This is a genomic window from Streptomyces glaucus (assembly GCF_039533365.1).
GTDB lineage: Bacteria > Actinomycetota > Actinomycetes > Streptomycetales > Streptomycetaceae > Streptomyces > Streptomyces glaucus.
The window spans coordinates 1-18,727 of the sequence record NZ_BAAATK010000064.1; the positions used below are offsets into that span (position 1 = coordinate 1).

At 74.5% G+C, this 18,727-nt stretch carries 17 protein-coding genes; 9 read left to right on the forward strand and 8 right to left on the reverse strand.

Going from position 1 to position 18,727, the window contains the following annotated elements; translation table 11 throughout:
* Positions 1–397: 397 nt before the first annotated feature.
* Positions 398–1,285, reverse strand: coding sequence for an NAD(P)H-binding protein (locus tag ABD363_RS29440; RefSeq protein ID WP_344609085.1), 888 nt, complete (start codon positions 1,283–1,285; stop codon positions 398–400).
* A gap of 142 nt (positions 1,286–1,427) precedes the next feature.
* Here ABD363_RS29440 and ABD363_RS29445 point away from each other — a divergent pair, with 142 nt between their 5' ends.
* Entirely contained in the window at positions 1,428–2,255 is an 828-nt protein-coding gene (locus ABD363_RS29445) for a LysR family transcriptional regulator (RefSeq protein ID WP_344609037.1), read from the forward strand.
* A 69-nt stretch (positions 2,256–2,324) separates the two neighbouring features.
* On the forward strand, positions 2,325–2,792 hold the full coding sequence (locus tag ABD363_RS29450) for a DUF3093 family protein (RefSeq protein ID WP_344609039.1): 468 nt from the start codon (positions 2,325–2,327) through the stop codon (positions 2,790–2,792).
* Positions 2,793–2,820: 28 nt separating this feature from the next.
* On the opposite strand, the gene ABD363_RS29455 is transcribed toward ABD363_RS29450, so the two are convergent.
* From ABD363_RS29455 to ABD363_RS32720, 3 genes are all read right to left on the reverse strand, one after another.
* Positions 2,821–4,962 (reverse strand): putative bifunctional diguanylate cyclase/phosphodiesterase, encoded by a 2,142-nt coding sequence (locus ABD363_RS29455; protein WP_344609041.1) that lies wholly within the window; start codon positions 4,960–4,962, stop codon positions 2,821–2,823.
* Positions 4,959–5,771: an SAM-dependent methyltransferase gene (locus tag ABD363_RS29460; RefSeq protein ID WP_344609043.1), complete on the reverse strand. Its 813-nt coding sequence runs from the start codon at positions 5,769–5,771 to the stop codon at positions 4,959–4,961. Before ABD363_RS29460 ends, ABD363_RS29455 begins: the two co-directional genes overlap by 4 nt.
* 99 nt (positions 5,772–5,870) lie before the next feature.
* Positions 5,871–6,218, reverse strand: coding sequence for a hypothetical protein (locus ABD363_RS32720; protein WP_425578038.1), 348 nt, complete (start codon positions 6,216–6,218; stop codon positions 5,871–5,873).
* Positions 6,219–7,301: 1,083 nt separating this feature from the next.
* Here ABD363_RS32720 and ABD363_RS29470 point away from each other — a divergent pair.
* Both ABD363_RS29470 and ABD363_RS29475 read left to right on the forward strand, forming a co-directional pair.
* A complete protein-coding gene (locus tag ABD363_RS29470) occupies positions 7,302–7,430 on the forward strand; it encodes a hypothetical protein (RefSeq protein WP_344609045.1) in 129 nt (42 codons plus the stop codon).
* A gap of 16 nt (positions 7,431–7,446) precedes the next feature.
* Positions 7,447–8,211 (forward strand): bestrophin-like domain, encoded by a 765-nt coding sequence (locus ABD363_RS29475; protein WP_344609047.1) that lies wholly within the window; start codon positions 7,447–7,449, stop codon positions 8,209–8,211.
* A 469-nt stretch (positions 8,212–8,680) separates the two neighbouring features.
* Here ABD363_RS29475 and ABD363_RS29480 read toward each other — a convergent pair whose 3' ends face one another.
* Positions 8,681–9,166, reverse strand: a complete 486-nt coding sequence (locus tag ABD363_RS29480; protein ID WP_344609049.1) for a hypothetical protein — start codon at positions 9,164–9,166, stop codon at positions 8,681–8,683.
* A gap of 333 nt (positions 9,167–9,499) precedes the next feature.
* On the opposite strand from ABD363_RS29480, the gene ABD363_RS29485 reads away from it, so the two are divergent.
* Positions 9,500–10,162, forward strand: coding sequence for a class F sortase (locus ABD363_RS29485; RefSeq protein ID WP_344609051.1), 663 nt, complete (start codon positions 9,500–9,502; stop codon positions 10,160–10,162).
* 31 nt (positions 10,163–10,193) lie between these two features.
* Here the strand turns inward: ABD363_RS29485 and ABD363_RS29490 are convergent, their stop codons facing one another.
* A complete protein-coding gene (locus tag ABD363_RS29490; protein ID WP_344609053.1) occupies positions 10,194–11,030 on the reverse strand; it encodes a polysaccharide deacetylase family protein in 837 nt (278 codons plus the stop codon).
* Between the two features lie 321 nt (positions 11,031–11,351).
* On the opposite strand from ABD363_RS29490, the gene ABD363_RS29495 reads away from it, so the two are divergent.
* Both ABD363_RS29495 and ABD363_RS29500 read left to right on the forward strand, forming a co-directional pair.
* On the forward strand, positions 11,352–11,813 hold the full coding sequence (locus ABD363_RS29495; protein WP_344609055.1) for a universal stress protein: 462 nt from the start codon (positions 11,352–11,354) through the stop codon (positions 11,811–11,813).
* 135 nt (positions 11,814–11,948) lie between these two features.
* Positions 11,949–13,385 carry an amino acid permease gene (locus ABD363_RS29500; RefSeq protein ID WP_344609057.1) on the forward strand — a complete coding sequence of 479 codons (1,437 nt, stop codon included), beginning with the start codon at positions 11,949–11,951 and terminating at the stop codon, positions 13,383–13,385.
* A 228-nt stretch (positions 13,386–13,613) separates the two neighbouring features.
* Here ABD363_RS29500 and ABD363_RS29505 read toward each other — a convergent pair whose 3' ends face one another.
* The gene (locus ABD363_RS29505) at positions 13,614–14,771 is read right to left on the reverse strand and encodes a CapA family protein (RefSeq protein ID WP_344609059.1); all 1,158 of its coding nucleotides are present in this window, start codon (positions 14,769–14,771) and stop codon (positions 13,614–13,616) included.
* 223 nt (positions 14,772–14,994) lie between these two features.
* Between ABD363_RS29505 and ABD363_RS29510 the strand changes: the two genes are divergently transcribed.
* Both ABD363_RS29510 and ABD363_RS29515 read left to right on the forward strand, forming a co-directional pair.
* Positions 14,995–15,558, forward strand: coding sequence for a sigma-70 family RNA polymerase sigma factor (locus ABD363_RS29510; protein WP_344609061.1), 564 nt, complete (start codon positions 14,995–14,997; stop codon positions 15,556–15,558).
* A gap of 152 nt (positions 15,559–15,710) precedes the next feature.
* On the forward strand, positions 15,711–16,226 hold the full coding sequence (locus ABD363_RS29515; protein ID WP_344609063.1) for a hypothetical protein: 516 nt from the start codon (positions 15,711–15,713) through the stop codon (positions 16,224–16,226).
* A 143-nt stretch (positions 16,227–16,369) separates the two neighbouring features.
* On the opposite strand, the gene ABD363_RS29520 is transcribed toward ABD363_RS29515, so the two are convergent.
* Positions 16,370–18,457, reverse strand: a complete 2,088-nt coding sequence (locus tag ABD363_RS29520; protein WP_344609065.1) for a SpoIIE family protein phosphatase — start codon at positions 18,455–18,457, stop codon at positions 16,370–16,372.
* Between the last annotated feature and the right edge of the window lie 270 nt (positions 18,458–18,727).

Sequence of the window (18,727 nt, forward strand, 5' to 3'; positions counted from 1 at the left end):
CCGGCGATCAGGTGCGGCGCCGCACCGGATCGCCGGCGCTCGTTCCGTGAGCGACGAGCAGTACGCGAGGTACGGGGACGACACGAGGGTGTTGGCGCAGATCGGCGCGGTCGTCGCGGCGCAGGCCGGACGGCTCGCCGTCCGGCTGCCCCGGGCGCCGGCCGAGGCCGCGGTGGCCGCCTGGGAGCGTGAGGAGACCGCCGCGCCCGTCGCGGAGACGGCCCGGGAGCGCGCCCTGCGCGACGGCGCCGCGGAACTGGCGCTGATCGGCGCGGCGATCAGCGACCGCGGACGGTGGACGCGGACGGAGGTCGCCGTCGATCCGGACCTCGCCGCGGCGGGGGCCGCCGTCCGGGCCGCGGAGCAGCGACCCGCTCCCGGCGGCCCCCGCCCGGCCTCAGCCGAGGACCGCCGGCCGGAGCACCTTCTCGCACCACTCGCCAAAGCCCGTCGGCGCGGTCTCCGGCGTGGTGGGGGCGTCCGCCCCGTAGAAGCCCTGGTCCCGCAGGGCCCGCGCCATGTCGGCCAGCGCCCGGGCCCAGCCCTCGCTCGCCCCGGCCCGCAGGGCCGACGCCTCGTACTGCTCGGGCGTGGTCTCCCGCACCCGTACCGTCCGGTCCAGTACGTCGGACACGACGGCCGCCATGCCCTCGGGGGTGAGGTCGTCCGGTCCGACCGTCGGCACGTCGCCCCGCCCCGTCCAGGTGTCGTCGAGGAGCAGCCGGGCCGCCGTGGCGGCGACGTCACCGGTGGCGCAGGTCCGCAGCACCCGGTCCGCGGGGTAGGCCATGAACAACTCGCCGGCGCGCAGGGCCGCCGCCTGGCCGAGCAGGTTCTCCATCAGGAACGGCGGGCACACCGCCCGGTAGTGCACGCCCGTGGCCGCGATCCGCTCGTCCATGGCGAGGGAGGCGGAGACCAGACCGGCGTTCCCGGCGATCCCCCGTCCCAGGGTGGAGACGGCGACGACCCGCTCGACGCCCTGCTCCCGGATCACCTCGCACAGCGGCAGCGAGAAGGCGCGGAAGTGCTCCTCGGCGCTCGCGGCGTGCGGGGAGGGCGGCACGAGCCAGAAGACGCGGTCGGCGCCCGCGCAGGCCGCGCGGAGCACCGCGGGGTCGGCGTGCGAACCGCGGACCACGTCGGCCGCCTCGCGTGCCCGCGACGAGAGGCGGCCGGGGTCGCGGGCGATCACCCGCAGCGGCACGGCGCCGTCGCGGGCGTCCAGCAGCCGGTCGAGGACCTCACGGCCGATCTGTCCGGTCGGAGTGGTGATGACGATCACGGAGAACTCCAGGTGGTGAAAGGAGAGCGAGAACCGCGCCGGCGCCGGACGCGCCCTCATCCTGTTCCGGACCCGGACCGGACGGAAGGACCGATCAACTCCCGGTTGTTACCCTCAGGGCAATACCGGAGGGAGAGCGGTCATGGAGTCCCGTTCGCTGCGCTACTTCGTCGCGGTCGCCGAGGAGCTGAACTTCGCCCGCGCCGCCGAGCGCCTGGGCATTTCCCCGCCACCCCTGTCCCGGGCCATCCGCCGCCTGGAGGCCGAACTGGGCGTCACCCTCTTCGAGCGCACCACCCACAGCGTGGCACGGACCCCCGCCGGGGAGGTGCTGCTCGCCGAGGCCCGGACGGCGCTGGACGCCCTGGACGCCGCCGGACGCCGGGCCCGGCGCGCGGCGGACGGCCCCGGACTCGTCCTCGCCGTCAAGGCCGACGGGGACGCGGGGCTGCTGGAGCCGCTGCTGGCCCGGTACGCCGCCGAGCCCGGCTCCGTGCCGGTCACCGTCCGGCTGTGCGGCTGGCAGGAACAGCCCCGCCTGCTGCGGCGCGGCGAGGCCGACGTCGCCCTGGTCCACGAGCCGTTCGACCGCGCCGGCCTGGACACCGAGACCCTGGCCGTCGAACCGCGCGTCGCCGTCCTCGCCGCCGGCCACCCGCTCGCCGCCCGCGACCGCCTGGACCTCGCCGCGCTCGGACTGCGCCCCGACGGCATCGACCGGCACATCGACGACGTCCGGCGCGGCCTGCACGACCTGGCCCAGCTGCTGGCCACGGTCGCGCTCGGGGACGCCGTCACCCTGCTGCCCGCCTCGGTCGCCGAGCGCTATCCGCGGCCGGGCGTCGTCTACCGCCCGGTCACCGACGCGCCGCCGTCCGTGCTGGCCGTGGCGTGGCCGCAGCAGTCCCGTTCGACGGCGACCGCGGCCCTCGTGCGCGTCGCCACGGCCGTGGCGGGGGCACCTTCCTGACCCGTCGTCACAGGCGTGAGCGGGTGGGCGGTGCGCGCCCCGCCCGCGGCGACTGACAGGGTTGGGCCCATGCGTCTGTACGAGAAACGTTTCCGCGTACCGAGGACGTGGCTCTGGTGCGCCGTGCTGCCGGGCGTGATGACCGCCGCCGTCCTGGCGCCCGTCGGTGCCGCGGCCTCCGCCGGCGCCGGAGCGGCGGCGGCGGCCCTCGCGGCCCTGAGGATCCACCGCTACGGCGGCGCCCGCGTCGTGGTCACCGGCGGGCACCTCGTCGCGGGCTCGGTACGGCTGCCCCTGACCTCCCTCGGCATGACCGAGATCCTGGACGCCGAGGAGGCGTTTCCGTGGCGGACCCGGCGGGCCGACGTCCGCGCGCTGATGCTGCTGCGGGCCTACGTGCCGACGGCGCTGCGCAGCGAGATCGACGACCCGGACCGCGCCGAGCCGTACCTGTACCTGTCCACGCGGCAGCCCACCACCCTGCTCGCCGTGCTGTCCTTCGCGCGCCGCTCCCCCGCCCGGGGCGTGACCGGCTGACCGGGGCCGGGGCCGCCGCGGCGGCCTCTCAGCCCGTGGCGTCCACCAGCGCCAGTTCGTGCAGCCGCTCCGGGGGGCCCGGGCGGGCGTAGTACCAGCCCTGGGCCGTGTCACAGCCCAGTATGCGCAGTTGCTCCGCCTGGGCGCCGGTCTCCACGCCCTCCACGGTGACCGCGAGGTCGAGGCTGTGGGCGAGGGAGACGATCCCCTCGACGATCTTGAGGTCGACGGGGTCGGCGGGGAACTGCTGCATCCCCCGTGTGAAGGAGCGGTCCAGCTTGAGGACGCTCACCGGCAGGCGGCGCAGGTTGGCCAGGTTCGAGTAGCCGGTGCCGAAGTCGTCCAGGGCGATGTCGACCCCCATCTCCGCCAGCCGGCGCAGCGGCTTCAGCAGGTCGTCGTCCGCGCCGATCAGCGCCGACTCCGTGACCTCCAGGCACAGCGCGTCGGGGGTGACGCCCGCGCGCTCCAGGATCTCGACGGTGTCCTGGACCAGACCGGGGTGGGTCAGCTGGCAGGGCGAGAGGTTGACGTTGATGCGCAGCGGGCCCGCCGCGTCCCCGCCGTTGCGCTCCCGCCACTCGCGGGCCTGCCGCACCGACTGCTCCAGCACCCAGCGGCCGAGCGGCACGATCAGGCCGGTGTGCTCGGCGAGCGGGATGAACCGGTCCGGGCCGAGGACGCCGTGCTGCGGGTGCAGCCAGCGCACCAGGGCCTCGGCGCCGCGGACACTGCCGTCGCCGAGGTGGACCAGCGGCTGGTACTCGATGAAGAACTCGCCGCGCTCCAGCGCCGTCGGCAGCGCGGTGGTCAGCCCGTGCCGGGTGATGACGCGGGCGTCGGCCTCCGGGTCGGCGAACTCGTACCGGTTGCCGCCCGCCGACTTGGCCCGGTACATGGTGATGTCGGCGCTGCGCAGCACCTCCGCCGGGCTGCGCTCCCCCGCCGGCCCCTCGACGACGCCGATGGAGCCGCGCACGGTCAGTTCCCGGCCGTCGACGCTGACCGGGGCGAGCAGCGCGTTCATGATCCGCCCGGCGAGCTCGTCGACCTTGCGCCGGGTGTCGGGGCCGGTGGTCAGCGCCACGAACTCGTCGCCGCCGAGCCGGGCCACCATCTCGCCGGGCGCGGTCGCGCAGGACTGCAGCCGGTCGGCGACCTCGACGAGCAGCCGGTCGCCGGCCGCGTGGCCGAGGCTGTCGTTGATCGTCTTGAAGCCGTCGAGGTCGAGGTAGCACAGGCCGAAGCGCTGGCCCTCGCCGGCGTTCAGCGCCTTCTCCAGGCGCTCGAAGAAGAAGCTGCGGTTGGGCAGGCCGGTGAGGGCGTCGTGCGTGGCCTCGTAGCGCAGCCGCAGGTTGAGCAGCCGCCGCTCGGTGGTGTCCTCCATCAGGGCCAGCTGGTACTGGGGTTCGCCGTCGGTGTCGCGCAGCAGGGAGACCGTCAGATTGGTCCACAGGACCGTTCCGTCGGGCCGGTAGAAGGCCTTCTCCACGTGGTAGTGCTCGCGTTCGCCGCGGACCAGCTCGTCGTAGAGCTTCCAGGTGTGCGGGGCGTCGTCGGGGTGGGTCCAGTCCCGGACGTTGCGGCTGCGCAGCGTGTGCTCGGACAGGCCGAACATGCGCAGCATCGCCCCGTTGACCTGCAGGATGGTGCCGTCCAGGGCGGCGATGCCGATGCCTATGGCCGCGCCCTCGAAGACCGCGCGGAAGCGGGCCTCGCTCGCGTGCAGCGCCTGCGCCACCACGCCCTGCGCCTTCAGGGCGGCCTGCGCGATGGCCTCCTGCTCGGCCAGGGTCCGCTCGCGCAGCGCCTCGGCGAACCCGGCGGCCACGGCGTGCTGCAGCCGCGCCGAACGCGACCGCAGGTCCTCGCGGTCGCCGTCGCCGCCGCAGTAGAGCACCAGGTAGGCGTCGACGCAGTCCAGCGTCCGGCTGAGCGCCTCCGGATCGGTGCAGTGCGTGTCCACGAGGGCGGCGCCGACCGCCCGGCCCGCTCCGGCGTCGAAGGCGCGGGCCCGCAGCGCCTCGCTCAGCCGCCGTGCCAGCGGCAGCAGTTGCTCCTCGAACTCGGACCGGGTCGACGACGTGGAGGTCACGGGGAACACCGCCCGGCTCCAGATCGTCGCGAACCGGCGCAGTCTGTCCTCCGGCCCGTCCGGCTCCGCGATCACGCCGAACGCCCCACGCCCGCGAGACCGGAGAACGCCCACGGGTCCTCGTCCTCGGGCGTCGTCTCGGGCCGCCAGCGCGGCATCGGTACCAGCCCGGGTTCCACCATGTCGTACCCCTCGAAGAACCGCGCGATCTCCTCGCGCGAGCGCATGATCAGCGGATTGCGGATGTCCTGGTACACATCCACCACACCCCCCGCCCGTTCGGGCGGCACCGGGATCCCCTCGTACGAGGCGTGCGTGAGCACCAGCAGGCTGCCGGGCGCGAGCGCGCCGCTCAGCTCCGCCACCGCCCCGTACGGGTCGTCCGCGTCTTCCACGAAGTGCAGTATGGCAACGAGCAGCAGCGCCACTGGCCGATTCAGGTCGATCAGCCGCCGGACCTCCGGGCTGCCCAGGATCTCGTGGGGCTTGCGGAGGTCCGCGGCCACGACGTCCGCGTGGTCGTCGCCCTCCAGGACCGCCCGGCTGTGGGCGACGGCCACCGGGTCGTGGTCGACGTACACCACGCGCGCCCCGGGGCTGGCCGCCCGGGCGACCTCGTGGACGTTGCCGAAGGTCGGGATGCCGGAGCCGATGTCCAGGAACTGGGTGATGCCCTCACCGGCCGCGAAGCGCACCGCGCGGCGCATGAACGCCCGGTTCGCCTGCATGACCTTGGGAAGTCCCGGCATGAACTCCATGGCCTTGCGGGCCGCTTCCCGGTCGACCTCGAAGTTGTGCGAACCGCCCAGGTAGTAGTCGTAGATCCGGGACACGCTCGGCACCGAGATGTCGATGTTCCGTGGGGCCCAGGCGGGACGCTCCATCCAACTCTCCACAACGTAGGCGATCCGGTGTTCGAGCCGAGGCTACTGATCGCCCGCCAAAGGAGCGAGCAGAAACGGAAATTGACCATCCGTTCCCGGTCACTGCCTGCGGCATGTGCCATGGGCGACGCGGGCCGCCCCCCTCCGTGCGGGGGGCGGAGAGGGGCGGCCCATCGGTCGCGCGCGCCGTGTCGCGCACGCCGGGGAGATCTTCTCGACGCCCTCGGTGTCGTCGGTCCCGGCGGGCGCCACGGTCGGCCACTTCTCCGGGCAGGCGCCGGCGCACGCGGGGACCGGTTCCGGCCACGCCTCGTCCTGCAGGAAGCGGTGGACCGTCATGCCGTTCCGGCCGACGACGATCGCGCCGAGCTCGGGGTCCTCGCGGGTGGACAGTCCGGGCGGGTCGTCCGCCTGCGCCTTCTCGCCGTCGGGGCGAGCGCGTACCACTTGCCGCCCACGCCCCGGCCTTCGACGTCCCCGGCCTCGGCGTCCTCGGCGTAGCGGTGGGCCGGCCGCCGATGGTCCGCCGCCTGGTGCCGCCGGGCCGGGCGACCTCGCCGAGCAGTGTCCCGTCGGCGCCCTCGCCGGCCGTGGCGCCCACGTTCCGGCTCGCCGTCGGCGGACTGTCCTGACCGCACGCCGTCGTCAGCGCCGGCGCGACGCCGCGGCGCTCGCCGCGAGCGAGACGCTCCGCCAGGAGGGCTTCATCGTCGACTCCCCGATATCGCAAGGGTGTCGCGGCGTCCTGCTGCGCCACCGCACGACACCGGGTACGCACGGGGGCGCCGGTCGTGTTCGACCGCCGCGCGCTTTCCCCTCCGGCCCCGCGCCGTCCGGCGGGTCGGCGGCGATCCGCCGGACGGTATTCGCACGGGTGCGCGGGCGGCCGTCCCTCTTTCGGGGCAACCGCCCCGTACTCGGGCGTGTCGGGGTGCACCAGGCCGCATGATCTCCGCCGTGCATGCACCCGAACCGACCCGATCCGCTTTCGCGGGGCGGGTGTTGGCCCTGACGGCGCTCTCCTGGGCGCTCGCCGGCGCACCGGCCGGCGTGGCGGTGGCCGACGCCTGCGCGTACGCGTCGACCGGCCCGGGCGGCACCACGGCGGTGGCGGTCGCCGGGGGTCTTCCCTGGCCCGCGCCCCCGCGGTGCCCGACGCCCACACCGCCCGCACCGCCCCCGACGCCCGCACCGCCTCCACCGCCTCCACCGCCTCCACCGCCCCCGACGCCCACACCGCCTCCACCGCCCGCCCCCGCACCGCCTCCACCGCCCGTCCCCACGCCGAAGCCCCCTCCCCCGAAGCCCCCGCCGTCGCCCACGCCCGCCCCCACACCGCCGTCCCCGGAACCGCGCCCCACGGCAAGGCCGAAACCCCCGGTTCCGGTGCCGCCCGCGCCCCGGCCGGCGGCGCCGCCGCCCCGGCCGGTCCCCAGCCCCAGCCCCAGCCCCACGCCCACACCCGCACCGGCCCCCGCACCCGTACCCGCACCGTCGGCGACGCCCGCGCCGAGCCCCTCCCTGTCCCCGGTGCGCTATCCGCGCCACCGCGCCCAGCCGCACCGGCGGACCGCGCGCGGCGCACCGTCGCCGCTCGTCTTCGTCCTGCTCATCACGGCACCCGCGGTGATCGCCGTCGCCGCGCTGCGCCCGCGCTGATCTCTGGAGGCTTCCCTTGCCGGAATGGCTTGTTCTGACCCTCGCGATGCTGGCCGCCTGTGCCGTGGTGGTCGTCATCACCCTGGTACGGCACCGCACGGCGTCGGACGACGAGGACCCGTCCGAGACCCCGGACGTCATCGAGTACATGACGATGTGGATCGGTGTGGTGTACGCCATCGTCCTGGGCCTGGCCATCGCCGGTGTCTGGGAGGCGCGCAGCGCCGCCCAGGAGCACGTCCGGGCCGAGGCCGCCGCGCTGCACGAGATCTCGGAGCGGGTCCGGGTCTACCCGCCCGAGGTCCGTGACCGCGTCCGGGACGATGTCGACGCCTACGTCGAACACGTCGTCACCACCGAGTGGAGGACCATGGCCGAGCACGGCCGGGTCACCGAGCGCGGCACCGAACTCCTCGACCGCGTCCGCGCGGACGTGACCGACTACGAGCCGAGGACGGACTTCCAGGCCCAGGCCTACCAGCCGCTCCTCGACCAGGTGACCGCGGCCGACCAGGCGCGCGGCGCGCGGGCGGAGTCGACCGGGGCGACCATGCCGGGCGTGGTGTGGTTCGGCCTGGTCACCGGGGCCGTGGTGACCGTCGGGATGGTGTTCGCGCTGCAGATCCGGCGTACGGCGCGGGAACTGGTCCTGGCCGGGCTGTTCTCCGCGCTGATCGCCTTCCTGCTCTTCCTGATCTGGGACTTCGACGCGCCCTACAGCCGCGGCATCGCGGCCTCGGTGGAGCCGTTCCGGCACCTGTTCCCGCATGTGCGGGGCTGACGGCCGCGGGTGAGGAACCGGCGGCCGGCCGGGGCCGGGAGGGCGCCCGCCGGGCGGCGTCCCCCGGTCGCGGGAGCGGCGCCGTCCGGCCGGGGGGGGGAACGGCGCCCCCGAGCGGCCCACGCGGTCGCCCCGTCCGTGTGACCCCGATCGCGCCGGCGCGCGCGTGTCCCGCACGAGGAATCCACGCACCACGCGGCCCTGGAGGGCCGCCCCGTCCCGCCGCGCGACAAGGGCGCGCACGCCGGTGGCGGCGCCGTCGCCGGTCCCGGCCCGCGGGAGACCGGTCCCGGCCTCCTCCTCGTCCTGGGTTCGCTCGGCACGGCGTACCGCCTGTCGCGCCGTGCGCCCGGCGAGGACGGCGTCCGGCGGCACGCGCCGCCGACGCGCGCGGGCCCTCGCCCCGGTCGCGGAATCCGGTGCGAAGGCCCGGTGACGCGCGGTCGCCGAACTCCGAGGAGGGCCGGGGTCAGACCTGCCTCTCGGCCCGGCGGCGCATCCAGAACAGGCCACCGCCGGCGACGGCCGCGGCCACGAGCCCGCCGCCGATGGCGATGTCGGCCGGGGTCGCTCCGCTGACGGTGCCGCCGCCGACCCCGCCGCGGACCCCGCCGAGGACGGTGAAGGCGGCCGGGCGGGTCAGGGTCCTGCCGTCGCAGGTGACGGTGATGTCGTACGCCCCCGGGCGGGCGTTGGCGTTGATCGTGGCGGTGCCCCTCGCCGTCTCGCTGGCACCGTGGAGGGGCGTGAGCCTCGTCGCCGGGAAGGCGTTGGAGGTCGCGGTGCCGCCGTTGCGGCAGCCGTCGACGGTGACGGTCAGCTGGCCGCCGCGGGCGATGACGCTGGGGAGGGCGACGATGTTGCTGGGGCTGTCCCACGCGGCGGCCGTGGGGGCGGCGAGTCCGAGGACGGCGACCGCGGCGCCGGCGGCTGCCAGGGCACGAGTGCTGCGCATGTGATCCTCCGCGGAAGACGCCCCGGGACCCGTCCCCGGTCGATCGGCGAGAAAGCGTCTCCCAGCAAGACCCTCAGTTGCCGTGCGCGGGGCCGCATTTCGGGAATGGTCCGTCCTGGTGAGAGGACACACCCGGGGAAGTCGGCACGTGTGGATATCGCCGCAGGTCACCGACCGTTGGAAAATTCCTGCGCGCGGCAACTCGGATGGCTCACCAAAAGGTTCGGACGCCACCCGTTCGCACCCGCCCCGTCGCCGCCCGGATGTCCGGCGTCTAGCTTTTCCGTAGGCGCGAAACGACACGGCGACGGCCGTGTCGAGAGGGGATGGCGAATGTATGCGTCCGAGTTGGCCGAAGAGGAGGAGCGGCCTCGCAAGCGCGCTCCATGGGGCGTGATAGCGCTTGTTCTGCTGACCGGTCTGGCACTCGTTCGGAATGGTTCGGGGGAGTTCGACGTGGGCCCGCCCCAGCCGGCGTCGGCGTCGTCGGCGGGCGGCCGCGTGTCCGGTGTCAGCGTCCCCGAGGGCCTGCAGCCGCTGCCGTACTCCCTCCCCGACCGGGTGAGGATTCCCGCGATCCAGGTCGACGCGCCGATGATGCCGGTCGGGCTGGACGCCGCCGGCTGGGTGGACGCGCCGCCGCCGGAGGACCCCAATCTGGCGGGCTGGTTCACCGGGTCGGTGTCCCCCGGCGAAAAGGGGACCTCCGTCGTCGTCGGCCATGTCGACAACAAGCAGGGCCCCGCCGTGTTCTACGGACTGGGGGCCCTGAAACAGGGAAACCGCGTCGAGATCGTCCGCAAGGACGGAAAGACGGCGGTTTTCGAGATCTACGGCATCGAGGTCTTCGAGAAGAACAACTTCCCCGGCGACCGTGTCTACAGCTCGAAGGGCGCCCCCGAACTGCGGGTCATCACCTGCGGCGGCGGTTTTTCGAAGCAGAACGGCTACGAGGGGAATGTCGTCGTGTTCGCCCGCCTGGTCGAGGTCCGCTGAGCGTTCCCCGGCCGGGCGGGCACGGGCCTTTTCACACGAAGTGCCACCGGGGCGCGGTGATGTGGTAGCCGGAGTCCAGCAGGTGCGGCAGATAGACGCGCAGCGCCCGGACGCTCTGGGAGCGGTCGCCCCCGGCGTCGTGCGAGAGCACCACGACGCCGGGGGCGGCGCCGTCGTGGACCCGGTCGACGATGGTGCGGATGCCGGGCGTGGTCCAGTCGAGGGTGTCGACGGTCCAGGCGAGCGGTTCCATGCCCAGTTCCGCGCCGAGCTGGAAGGCCGCGCGGTTCCAGGCGCCGTAGGGCGCGCGGAACCACAGGGGCCGTTCGCCGTAGGTCTCCTCGATGATGTCGCAGGTGCGTTCCATCTCGGAGCGGATCTGCCGCCGTCTCAGGCGTGTCAGCAGGGGATGGGACCAGGTGTGGTTGCCGACGACGTGTCCCTCGTCGGCCATCCGGGCCAGCAGGTCGCCGTGGTCGGCCGCCTTCTCGCCGCACACGAAGAACATCGCGCGCACGTCGTACTTGGCCAGGGTGTCCAGGATGTCCGGGGTGTAGCGGGGGTCGGGGCCGTCGTCGAAGGTCAGCACCATGGTGCGGCCGCGTCCGGGCACGCGCAGCAGCGGCTCGCGCCGCACCAGGAGCCGGCGGGGTTCGGTGCCCGGCGGGCCGTAGCCGGTCAGGGGCTGGAGGCGGTAGGCGGAGGGGTCGAACGCGTGCCGCGCGCGGGGGCCCGCCGCCGGCGTGGTCGGCCGTACCGGCTCCTCCCCCAGGCCGGCCGCGAGCACTCCGGCCGTACCGGCGGCCCCCACGGCGGCGGCGCCGGCGAGCAACACCCGGCGCCGCGTGAGCAACTGAGGTTTCTGCATGACTCATCAGTCGCCCGGTGGAAGGCCGACGCACCCGCACAGCACCGGAGTGGCGGCATGAATGCACTCGCCCGGACCAGTTCGTCCGGGTCCGCGACGGCACCTGACGCCCTGTCAGTCCGGTGCGCCGGAAAGGGGGGTCGGCGGCCTCGGCCCCGTCCCCTCCGGCGGGACCGAGGCCGCGGTGACGGCGGGCACTCACGGGGGTGCGGGCCGCCGTCCGTTCCCCGAGTGCCCCTTTCCGGCCGGCGCTCACGGTGGCGTTCCGCCGGGCGGCCCCGCGCGGCGGCCGGAACACCGGGCTCCGATAGCCTCGCCGGTGTGACGGAACAGCACGTGCCTCGTTTCGAACGCGGCACCGACGGACCGAAGGTGATCGTGGTCGGGGTGGACGGCTCCGACTCCTCGCTCCGCGCGGCGGCCTACGCCGGCGGCCTGGCCCGGCGGCAGCGCGCGCTGCTCGCCGTGGTCTACGTGCAGCCGGTGTCGGCGGCGGGCGCGGTGCTCGGGGCGCCGGTGGCCGAGGCGACGGACGCGATCGCCGAGGACCTGGTGGCGCAGATCCGGGAGGCGGCCGAGCGGGTGAAGGGGCTCTTCGAGGTGCGCTGGGAGTTCCACACGTTCCGCGGCGACCCCTACACCGGGCTGGTGCGGGCGGCCGACGAGCTGAAGGCGGACGCCGTGGTCGTGGGCGCCTCCGAACAGGCCGGCCACCGGATCGTCGGCTCCGTGGCGATCCGGCTGGTGAAGGCGGGGCGCTGGCCGGTGACGGTGGTTCCGTGACCGGACCCCGGTCCGGACGGACGCTCTCCCGCCATGGCCTTCGCCGGCGTGTGCGTGGTGTCTTCCGTCACCGGTGTCCCTGAGTCATCCTGTTCCTGCCATCAGCCGTTTGCCGTTCGCGAAGAGGTGAGGCGTATGGCCGGGCTCCGGGCGGGCGAGGGGATTCTCCGCCGCAAACCGATCGAGTACATCGAGGAGACGGAAGTCGGCGAGGGCACGCGGCTGGAGCGCTCCCTCGGCCTGTGGCAGCTGACCGCGATCGGCGTCGGCGGCATCATCGGCGCGGGCATCTTCACCCTGGCCGGGACCGTGGCCAACGGGACGGCGGGGCCCGCGGTCCTCGTCTCCTTCCTCGTCGCGGGCGTCGCGAGCGCCGCGGCCGCGCTGTCGTACGCCGAGTTCGCCGGTCTCATCCCGAAGGCGGGCTCGGCCTACACGTACGGCTACGCCGTGCTCGGCGAGCTCGCGGGCTGGTTCATCGGCTGGGACCTGCTGCTGGAGTACACGGCGATCGTGGCGGTGGTCGCCATCGGCATCTCCGGCTACTTCAGCTTCCTCCTCGGCGAGCTGGGCGCCGACCTGCCGGCCTGGATGCTGGGCGCGCCCGGTACCGGCGCCGGGCACCGGGTCGACCTGTTCGCCGCGCTGCTGTGCCTGCTCATCGCCTACCTGCTGACCCTGGGGATCAGGAACGCGGCCCGGTTCGAGACGGCCGTGGTCGCGCTGAAGGTCCTGGTCGTGCTGCTGGTGATCGCGGTCGGCGTCTTCCACATCGACACCGCCCACTACAACCCGTTCTTCCCGTACGGCGTGGGCGGGGCACTCACCGGCGCGGCGACGGTGTTCTTCGCGGTCTTCGGCTACGACGCGATGTCGACGGCGGCCGAGGAGTCGAAGGACGCGCAGCGGCACATGCCGAAGGCGATCCTCTACTCGCTGGCGATCTCGATGGTCCTGTACGTGGCGGCCTGCCTGGTGCTGACCGGCATGCAGCACTACTCGGAGATCGACAAGGAGAGCGGGTTCTCCACGGCGTTCGAGTCGGTGGGGCTGAGCGGGCTGGCGAACGTGATCGCGGTGGGCGCGATCATCGGCATCCTCACGGTGATGTTCACGTTCATGCTGGGCGTCACCCGGGTCTGGTTCGCCATGTCGCGGGACGGCCTGCTGCCCGCCTGGTTCGCCAGGACGCACCCGACGCGGCACGTGCCGACGCGGGTGACGTGGATCGTCGGGTTCGCGTCGGCCGCCATCGCCGGGTTCCTGCCCATTGGCGAGGCGGCCGAGCTGACCAACATCGGCATCCTGCTGGCGTTCGTGGTGGTGTGCGCGGCGGTGATCGTGCTGCGTTACCGGCAGCCCGACCTGCCGCGCTCCTTCCGCACGCCGTGGATGCCGGTCGTGCCCGCGGTGGGGGTCGTCTTCTCGATCTGGCTGATCACGTTCCTGCAGTGGCAGACCTGGGCCCGGTTCGCGGTGTGGTTCGCGCTCGGCCTGGTGGTCTACTTCGCGTACGGCTACCGGAGGTCGGTGCTGGCGAGGCGGGAGAGGGCCCGGGGACCGGCGGCGTGATCGCGTGGCCCGCGCGGGGAGGGCCGGGTCCCCTCCCGGCCCTCCCCCGGCCTTCCCGCCGGCCGCGTCCCGCCGGCGGTGCCGCCGTCCTCGCCCGGTGAGCGCACGGTGCCGGGCGAACGGCGGCGATCCGGCGGGCGCGGAGGTGACGGCCCGCCTCCGGGCGCCCGGCGGGGCGCCGGAGCTCCTCGGCCACGCCGACGCGGACCGGCCGGCCCCCGGCCGGGGTCACTCCCCCATCACCAGCCCGTCCCGCGCCGCGCCCCGGCTGAGCACCACGTCCCGGATCCGGTCGCGCACGCCGCGCACGTCGGCGCCCTCGGCGAGCGCCCGGTTGAGGTTCACCACGCGGCCGGCGTCGACGTCGAACAGCTGCGGGACGAACTCGGCCCGGGTCACCTCCCAGCGGCCGCCCGCCCGGGCGGGCGGGGCGAAGGTGAAGCGGCCGATCGTGGACTGGTTGCCGCGCGGGTCCGGGACCTTCTGGTGATTGGTCATCTCGCCGGCGATCTGGTCGCCCATCCCGTAGATCACCCAGGTGCCGTTGACCTTCTCGTACGGCTGCGGCACATGGGCGTGGGTGCCGAGGATCAGGTCGACGTCGGGGCGGCCGCCGGTGTTCGCGGCGGTGAGCCGGCGGGCCAGCGCCAGCTGCTGCTCGTCGGGGTCGTCCCGCCACTCGGTGCCCCAGTGCAGGGAGACGACGACCACGTCGGCGCCCGCCCGGCGCGCGGCGCGGGCGTCCGCGAGGATCCGGTTCTCGTCGATGAGGTTGACGGCCCAGGGCCGCCCCGGCGGCAGGGGCAGGCCGTTCGTGCCGTAGGTGTAGGCGAGGTGGGCGACCTGGGCGGCGCCCGCGCGCAGGAGGGTGACGGCACGCGCCTCCTCCTCGGTGCGCGCCGTCCCGGCGTGCCGGACGCCCGCCCGGTCGAGGGCGTCGAGGGTGCGGCCGATGCCCTCGGCGCCGTCGTCGAGGCTGTGGTTGGAGGCCGTGGAGCAGCCGTCGTAGCCGGTGGCCGCCAGGCCCTCCGCCACCTCGGGCGGGGACTTGAAGCTGGGGTAGCCGCCGTAGTCGCCGTCCGCTCCGTACACGGTCTCCATGTGGCACAGCGCGAGATCAGCGCGGGAGACGACGGACGCGGCGCCGGCGAGCATCGGGCGGAAGTCGTGGCCGGTGCCGCCCGCGTCGAAGCGCGCCCGTTCGATGACCGGGAGGTGCGGCAGGACGTCACCGGAGGCGACCAGGGTGAAGCTCCCGGGGCGCGCGGCCGGCGCGGCCGGCGGGGCCGGGCGGCCGGGCGGGCGGTGGTCGCGGGCCTGGCAGGCGGCGCCCGCGGTGAGGAGGACGGTCAGGACCAGGGCCACCTGTCGACTGCGCGTGAACATCCGCTCACCCCATTGCGATCATATTTGCACACAAAAGGCACAGGGATAGGTAAGGAGTCACCGGCGGCCCCGCCCGGCTCCGACACGCCCCTTGGTCCGTCCGGCGGACACGCCCGGCACGCCCCGACCGTTCGTCGAACCGTTCGTCGACGCGATCGACCGTCCGTCGCACACCCGTGTGCGCGCTCTGTCCCCCGGCGGCCCCCTGCGATGCCATACGCCCATGACGGCCGGAACCACCCTCACCAGCGGGACGAACAGGACGAGCGGGACGATCGCCGAGCACGAGCTCGCCGCACTGCAGCGGGAGCACGGCCGGCCGCTCTTCGCGCTGCTGCTGCGGCTCTGCGACGGCGACCGGCAGCGCGCCGAGGACCTCGTGCAGGAGACCCTCGTCCGCGCCTGGCAGCACCCCGAGGCGCTGCGCGCCGACGACTTCGACTCCGTACGGCCCTGGCTGCTCACCGTGGGCCGGCGGCTCGCGATCGACGCGCGGCGGGCCCGGCGGGCCCGGCCCGCGGAGGTCGGCGACGCGGTCCTGGAGAACGCCCGGGTGATCGCCGACCACGCCGAGCGGGCGGTCGCCACGCTCGACGTGCGGAAGGCTGTGAAGACACTCACTCCGGAACACCGTGAAGTCCTGGTGCTCGTGTACTTCCAGGGGGCGAGTGTGGCGGAAGCCGCGGCAGCGCTCGGAATCCCGCCCGGTACCGTGAAGTCCCGCGCGTACTACGCGCTGCGCGCCCTGCGCCGGGTGCTGCCCGGATACGCCCCGGACCTGCGGTGAAACCAACGGCCGAGTCAAACCTCCGTAAAGCGCCTTGCCGAGGACCCCGGCCGGGTAATCGGCTGTCCTCATCCGTGTTCCGGACGGGGCCTGTCGCAGGACCCGGGGCCCGGGGCGGGCGACGCGCACGCACCGGAGGAAGGCAGGAAGGAATGCAGCACAGAGGTCACGAGAGCACGGACGGCGCCGGCGGCGGTGAACTGACCGTCCCCATGGCGTGGCTGTACGCCGAGTACATCGCCGACGAACTGCTGCGGTCCGGCGACCTGATGCCGCCCACGTCCTTCGAGTTCCGCGCGGGGCGGGACGCGCTGGCGCTGACCGTCTTCCTCTCCGACACCGACGGCGAGCTGTCCGGCGTCCAGGTCGTCTCCCGGCTGGAGACCTGGCTGTCGCTGACCGCCTACGACCAGCCGTGGCAGGAGTGGGTGCGCGAACGCCTGGCCGAGGCCGCCGCCGACGCCGCGGCCTCCGGCCGGCCCGCGCCGGACCTGGAGCTGGCGGAGGCGGCCTGGCGCTGGCTGCGGGAGACCGAACTGCTCGCCCCCGACCTGGACGCGGTGCCGCGCGGCACCGCGGTGACCGGCGAGGACGAGGGGCCGAAGGTGTGGACGCCGGCATGGCAGCTGGGACTGCCGCTCGGGCACCTCGCCATCCATCTGTTCTAGGCTCCGCGCCCGTCCGTGCGCGGAGCCGGTTCCGCCTGTTCCCGGCCCCGGCCGGCCCGTCCCGGACCTCTCCCGGGGCGGCCTGCGCGGGTCGGGACCGCCCCGGCCCGGGGGATGCGGCGCACCTCCGCGGGGCCACGGGGTCACTCGCGGTGCCGGACCACGAACTCGCACCACACGGCCTTGCCGCCGCCGCGCGCCTCCACGCCCCAGGCGTCGGCGAGCCGCTCCACCAGGAGCAGGCCGCGCCCCGAGACACCGGAGTCGCCCGCCTCCCGGGGGCGCGGCAGCGCGCTGGAGGAGTCCTCGACCTCGACGCGCAGCCGCCGGTCGGCGCCGGTGAGGAGCCTGAGGGTGACGATCGCGGAGCCCTCGGTGTGCATCAGGACGTTGGTGACCAGCTCGTCGGCGGCCAGCTCGATCTCGTCGGCCAGCTCCCCGGCGCCCCAGGCGCCGACGGCGGCGCGGATCATGCGGCGGGCCTCGGCGAGGGCCTCGGGGTCGCCGGGCGCCACGTGCTGCCGGACCCGGCCACCGGAGCGAGGGGTGTCCAGGGCGCGGCGGCGCAGCAGGAGCAGCGCCACGTCGTCTTCCACGCCGCGCTCCTCGGCGACGTCGATGAGGCGGTCGGCGAGGTTCCGCACGTCGTCGGGGCCGGTGGCGACCAGCGCGGTCAGGGCGCACATGCCGTCGTCGAGGTCGGCGCCGGGCTGTTCGACCAGGCCGTCGGTGCACAGCAGCAGGGTGCTGCCGGGGTCGAGTTCCAGGGTGCCGACCGGATAGGCGAGCCGCCCGAACTCGGCGGACAGGCCGAGCGGCAGCCCGCCCTCGACGGGGACCCGGTGGCAGCTGCCGTCGGCGTGCCGCAGCAGCGGGTCGACGTGCCCGGCCCGGACCATCTGGACCACTCCGGTGGACAGGTCGGCCTCCGCGTACAGGCAGGTCGCGAAGCGGTCGGTGTCGAGTTCGTGGAGGAAGACGGAGGCGCGGGCCATCACGGTCGCGGGGGTGTGGCCCTCGGCGGCGTAGGCGCGCAGCACGATGCGCAGCTGGCCCATGACGGCGGCGGCGTGCGTGTCGTGGCCCTGGACGTCGCCGATGACGGCGCCGACGCGGCCGCCGGGCAGCGGGATCAGGTCGTACCAGTCGCCGCCGATCTCCCGGCCGAGGGAACCGCCGATGGTGGCCCCACGGTAGCGGACGGCGATGTCGGCGCCGGGCACGCTCGGGATGGTGCGCGGCAGCATGGCCTGCTGCAGTCCCTGCGCGAGGTCCATCTCCTGTTCGTAGAGCATGGCCCGCTGCAGGCTCTGCGCGATGCTGCTGCCGAGCGCCACGAGCACGTTGCGGTCCTCGGGCGAGAAGCCGTACCGGTCGCTGTAGAGCAGGCCCATCGCGCCGATCGGCCGGGCCTGGGCGATCAGCGGCAGATAGGCGGCCGAGGTGATCCTCAGGTCGGCCAGGTGCGGCCACAGGATCGGGTAGCACTCGGCGAACTCCTCCGGTGACTCGATGAAGCGCGGGCTGAGGGTCCGTACCACCTCGCTCATCGGGTAGGGCTCGTCGATCCGGGTGATGCGGGTGCCGGGGGCGAATCTGTCGTCGGGGCCGTCGGAGACGAGCCGGATGCGGTCGGCCTCGACCAGGCCCATGACGAGGCTGGTGGCGCCCAGCCGGGTGAGGCCGTGGGTGTCCTTCAGGACGTCGATGACGTCGTCCACGGTGCGGGCGTGGGCGAGGGCGGCCGTGGTGATCTGGACGACGTTGGTCTGCCGGCGGCGGGCCTCGTCCTGGGCGGCCTGCTCGCGGCGGGCCTCGATGTCGCCGAGCTCCTGGGTGGCGTCGCGGACGATGCCGATGATCCGGCGGGGGCGGCCGGTCTCGTCGCGCCGGATGTAGCCCTGGGTGTGGGTCCACCGCAGGGTGCCGTCGCGGCGGCGGATGCGGAAGTAGGCGCCGTAGTTCTCGCTGCCGTCCTTCATGGCCTGGGCGATCAGGGTGTCCAGGCGGTGGCCCTCCGCGCGGGGGACGCGCGCCGCGAGGCTCTCGGGGCGGCCGTCGTACTCCTCGGGACGCAGGTCGAACACCTCGTGGGCCCGGGGGTCCATGTGGAACAGACCGGTGTCCAGGTCCCAGTCGAAGCTGCCCATGCGGTTCAGCGCCAGGATCGGGTCCGGGTGGGCGGGCCAGTCGTCCGGGGGTGACAGGGCGCTAGCTCCCCGATCAGCCATGGCCCCACCTTGCCAGCATTCGTCCGATTCTTCGAGTCTTGGAATTCTTGAAGGCCCTGGGCTCCCCGCGGGTCCTCGGCTTCCCGGAACCCCTCGGATTCCCGGATCCCCGCCCCGGCTCCGCCGCCGGTGCGCCGCGGAGGCGCGGCCCCGGCGGGCCGTGGTCAGCCGCCGGAGACGTCCGCGGGGCTGCCGGGGACGCCGCCGCTCCCCCGGCCGTCCGGGCCCGGCCGGCCGTCCGGCAGGCCGGGGGCGTCCGGCGGGGGCGCC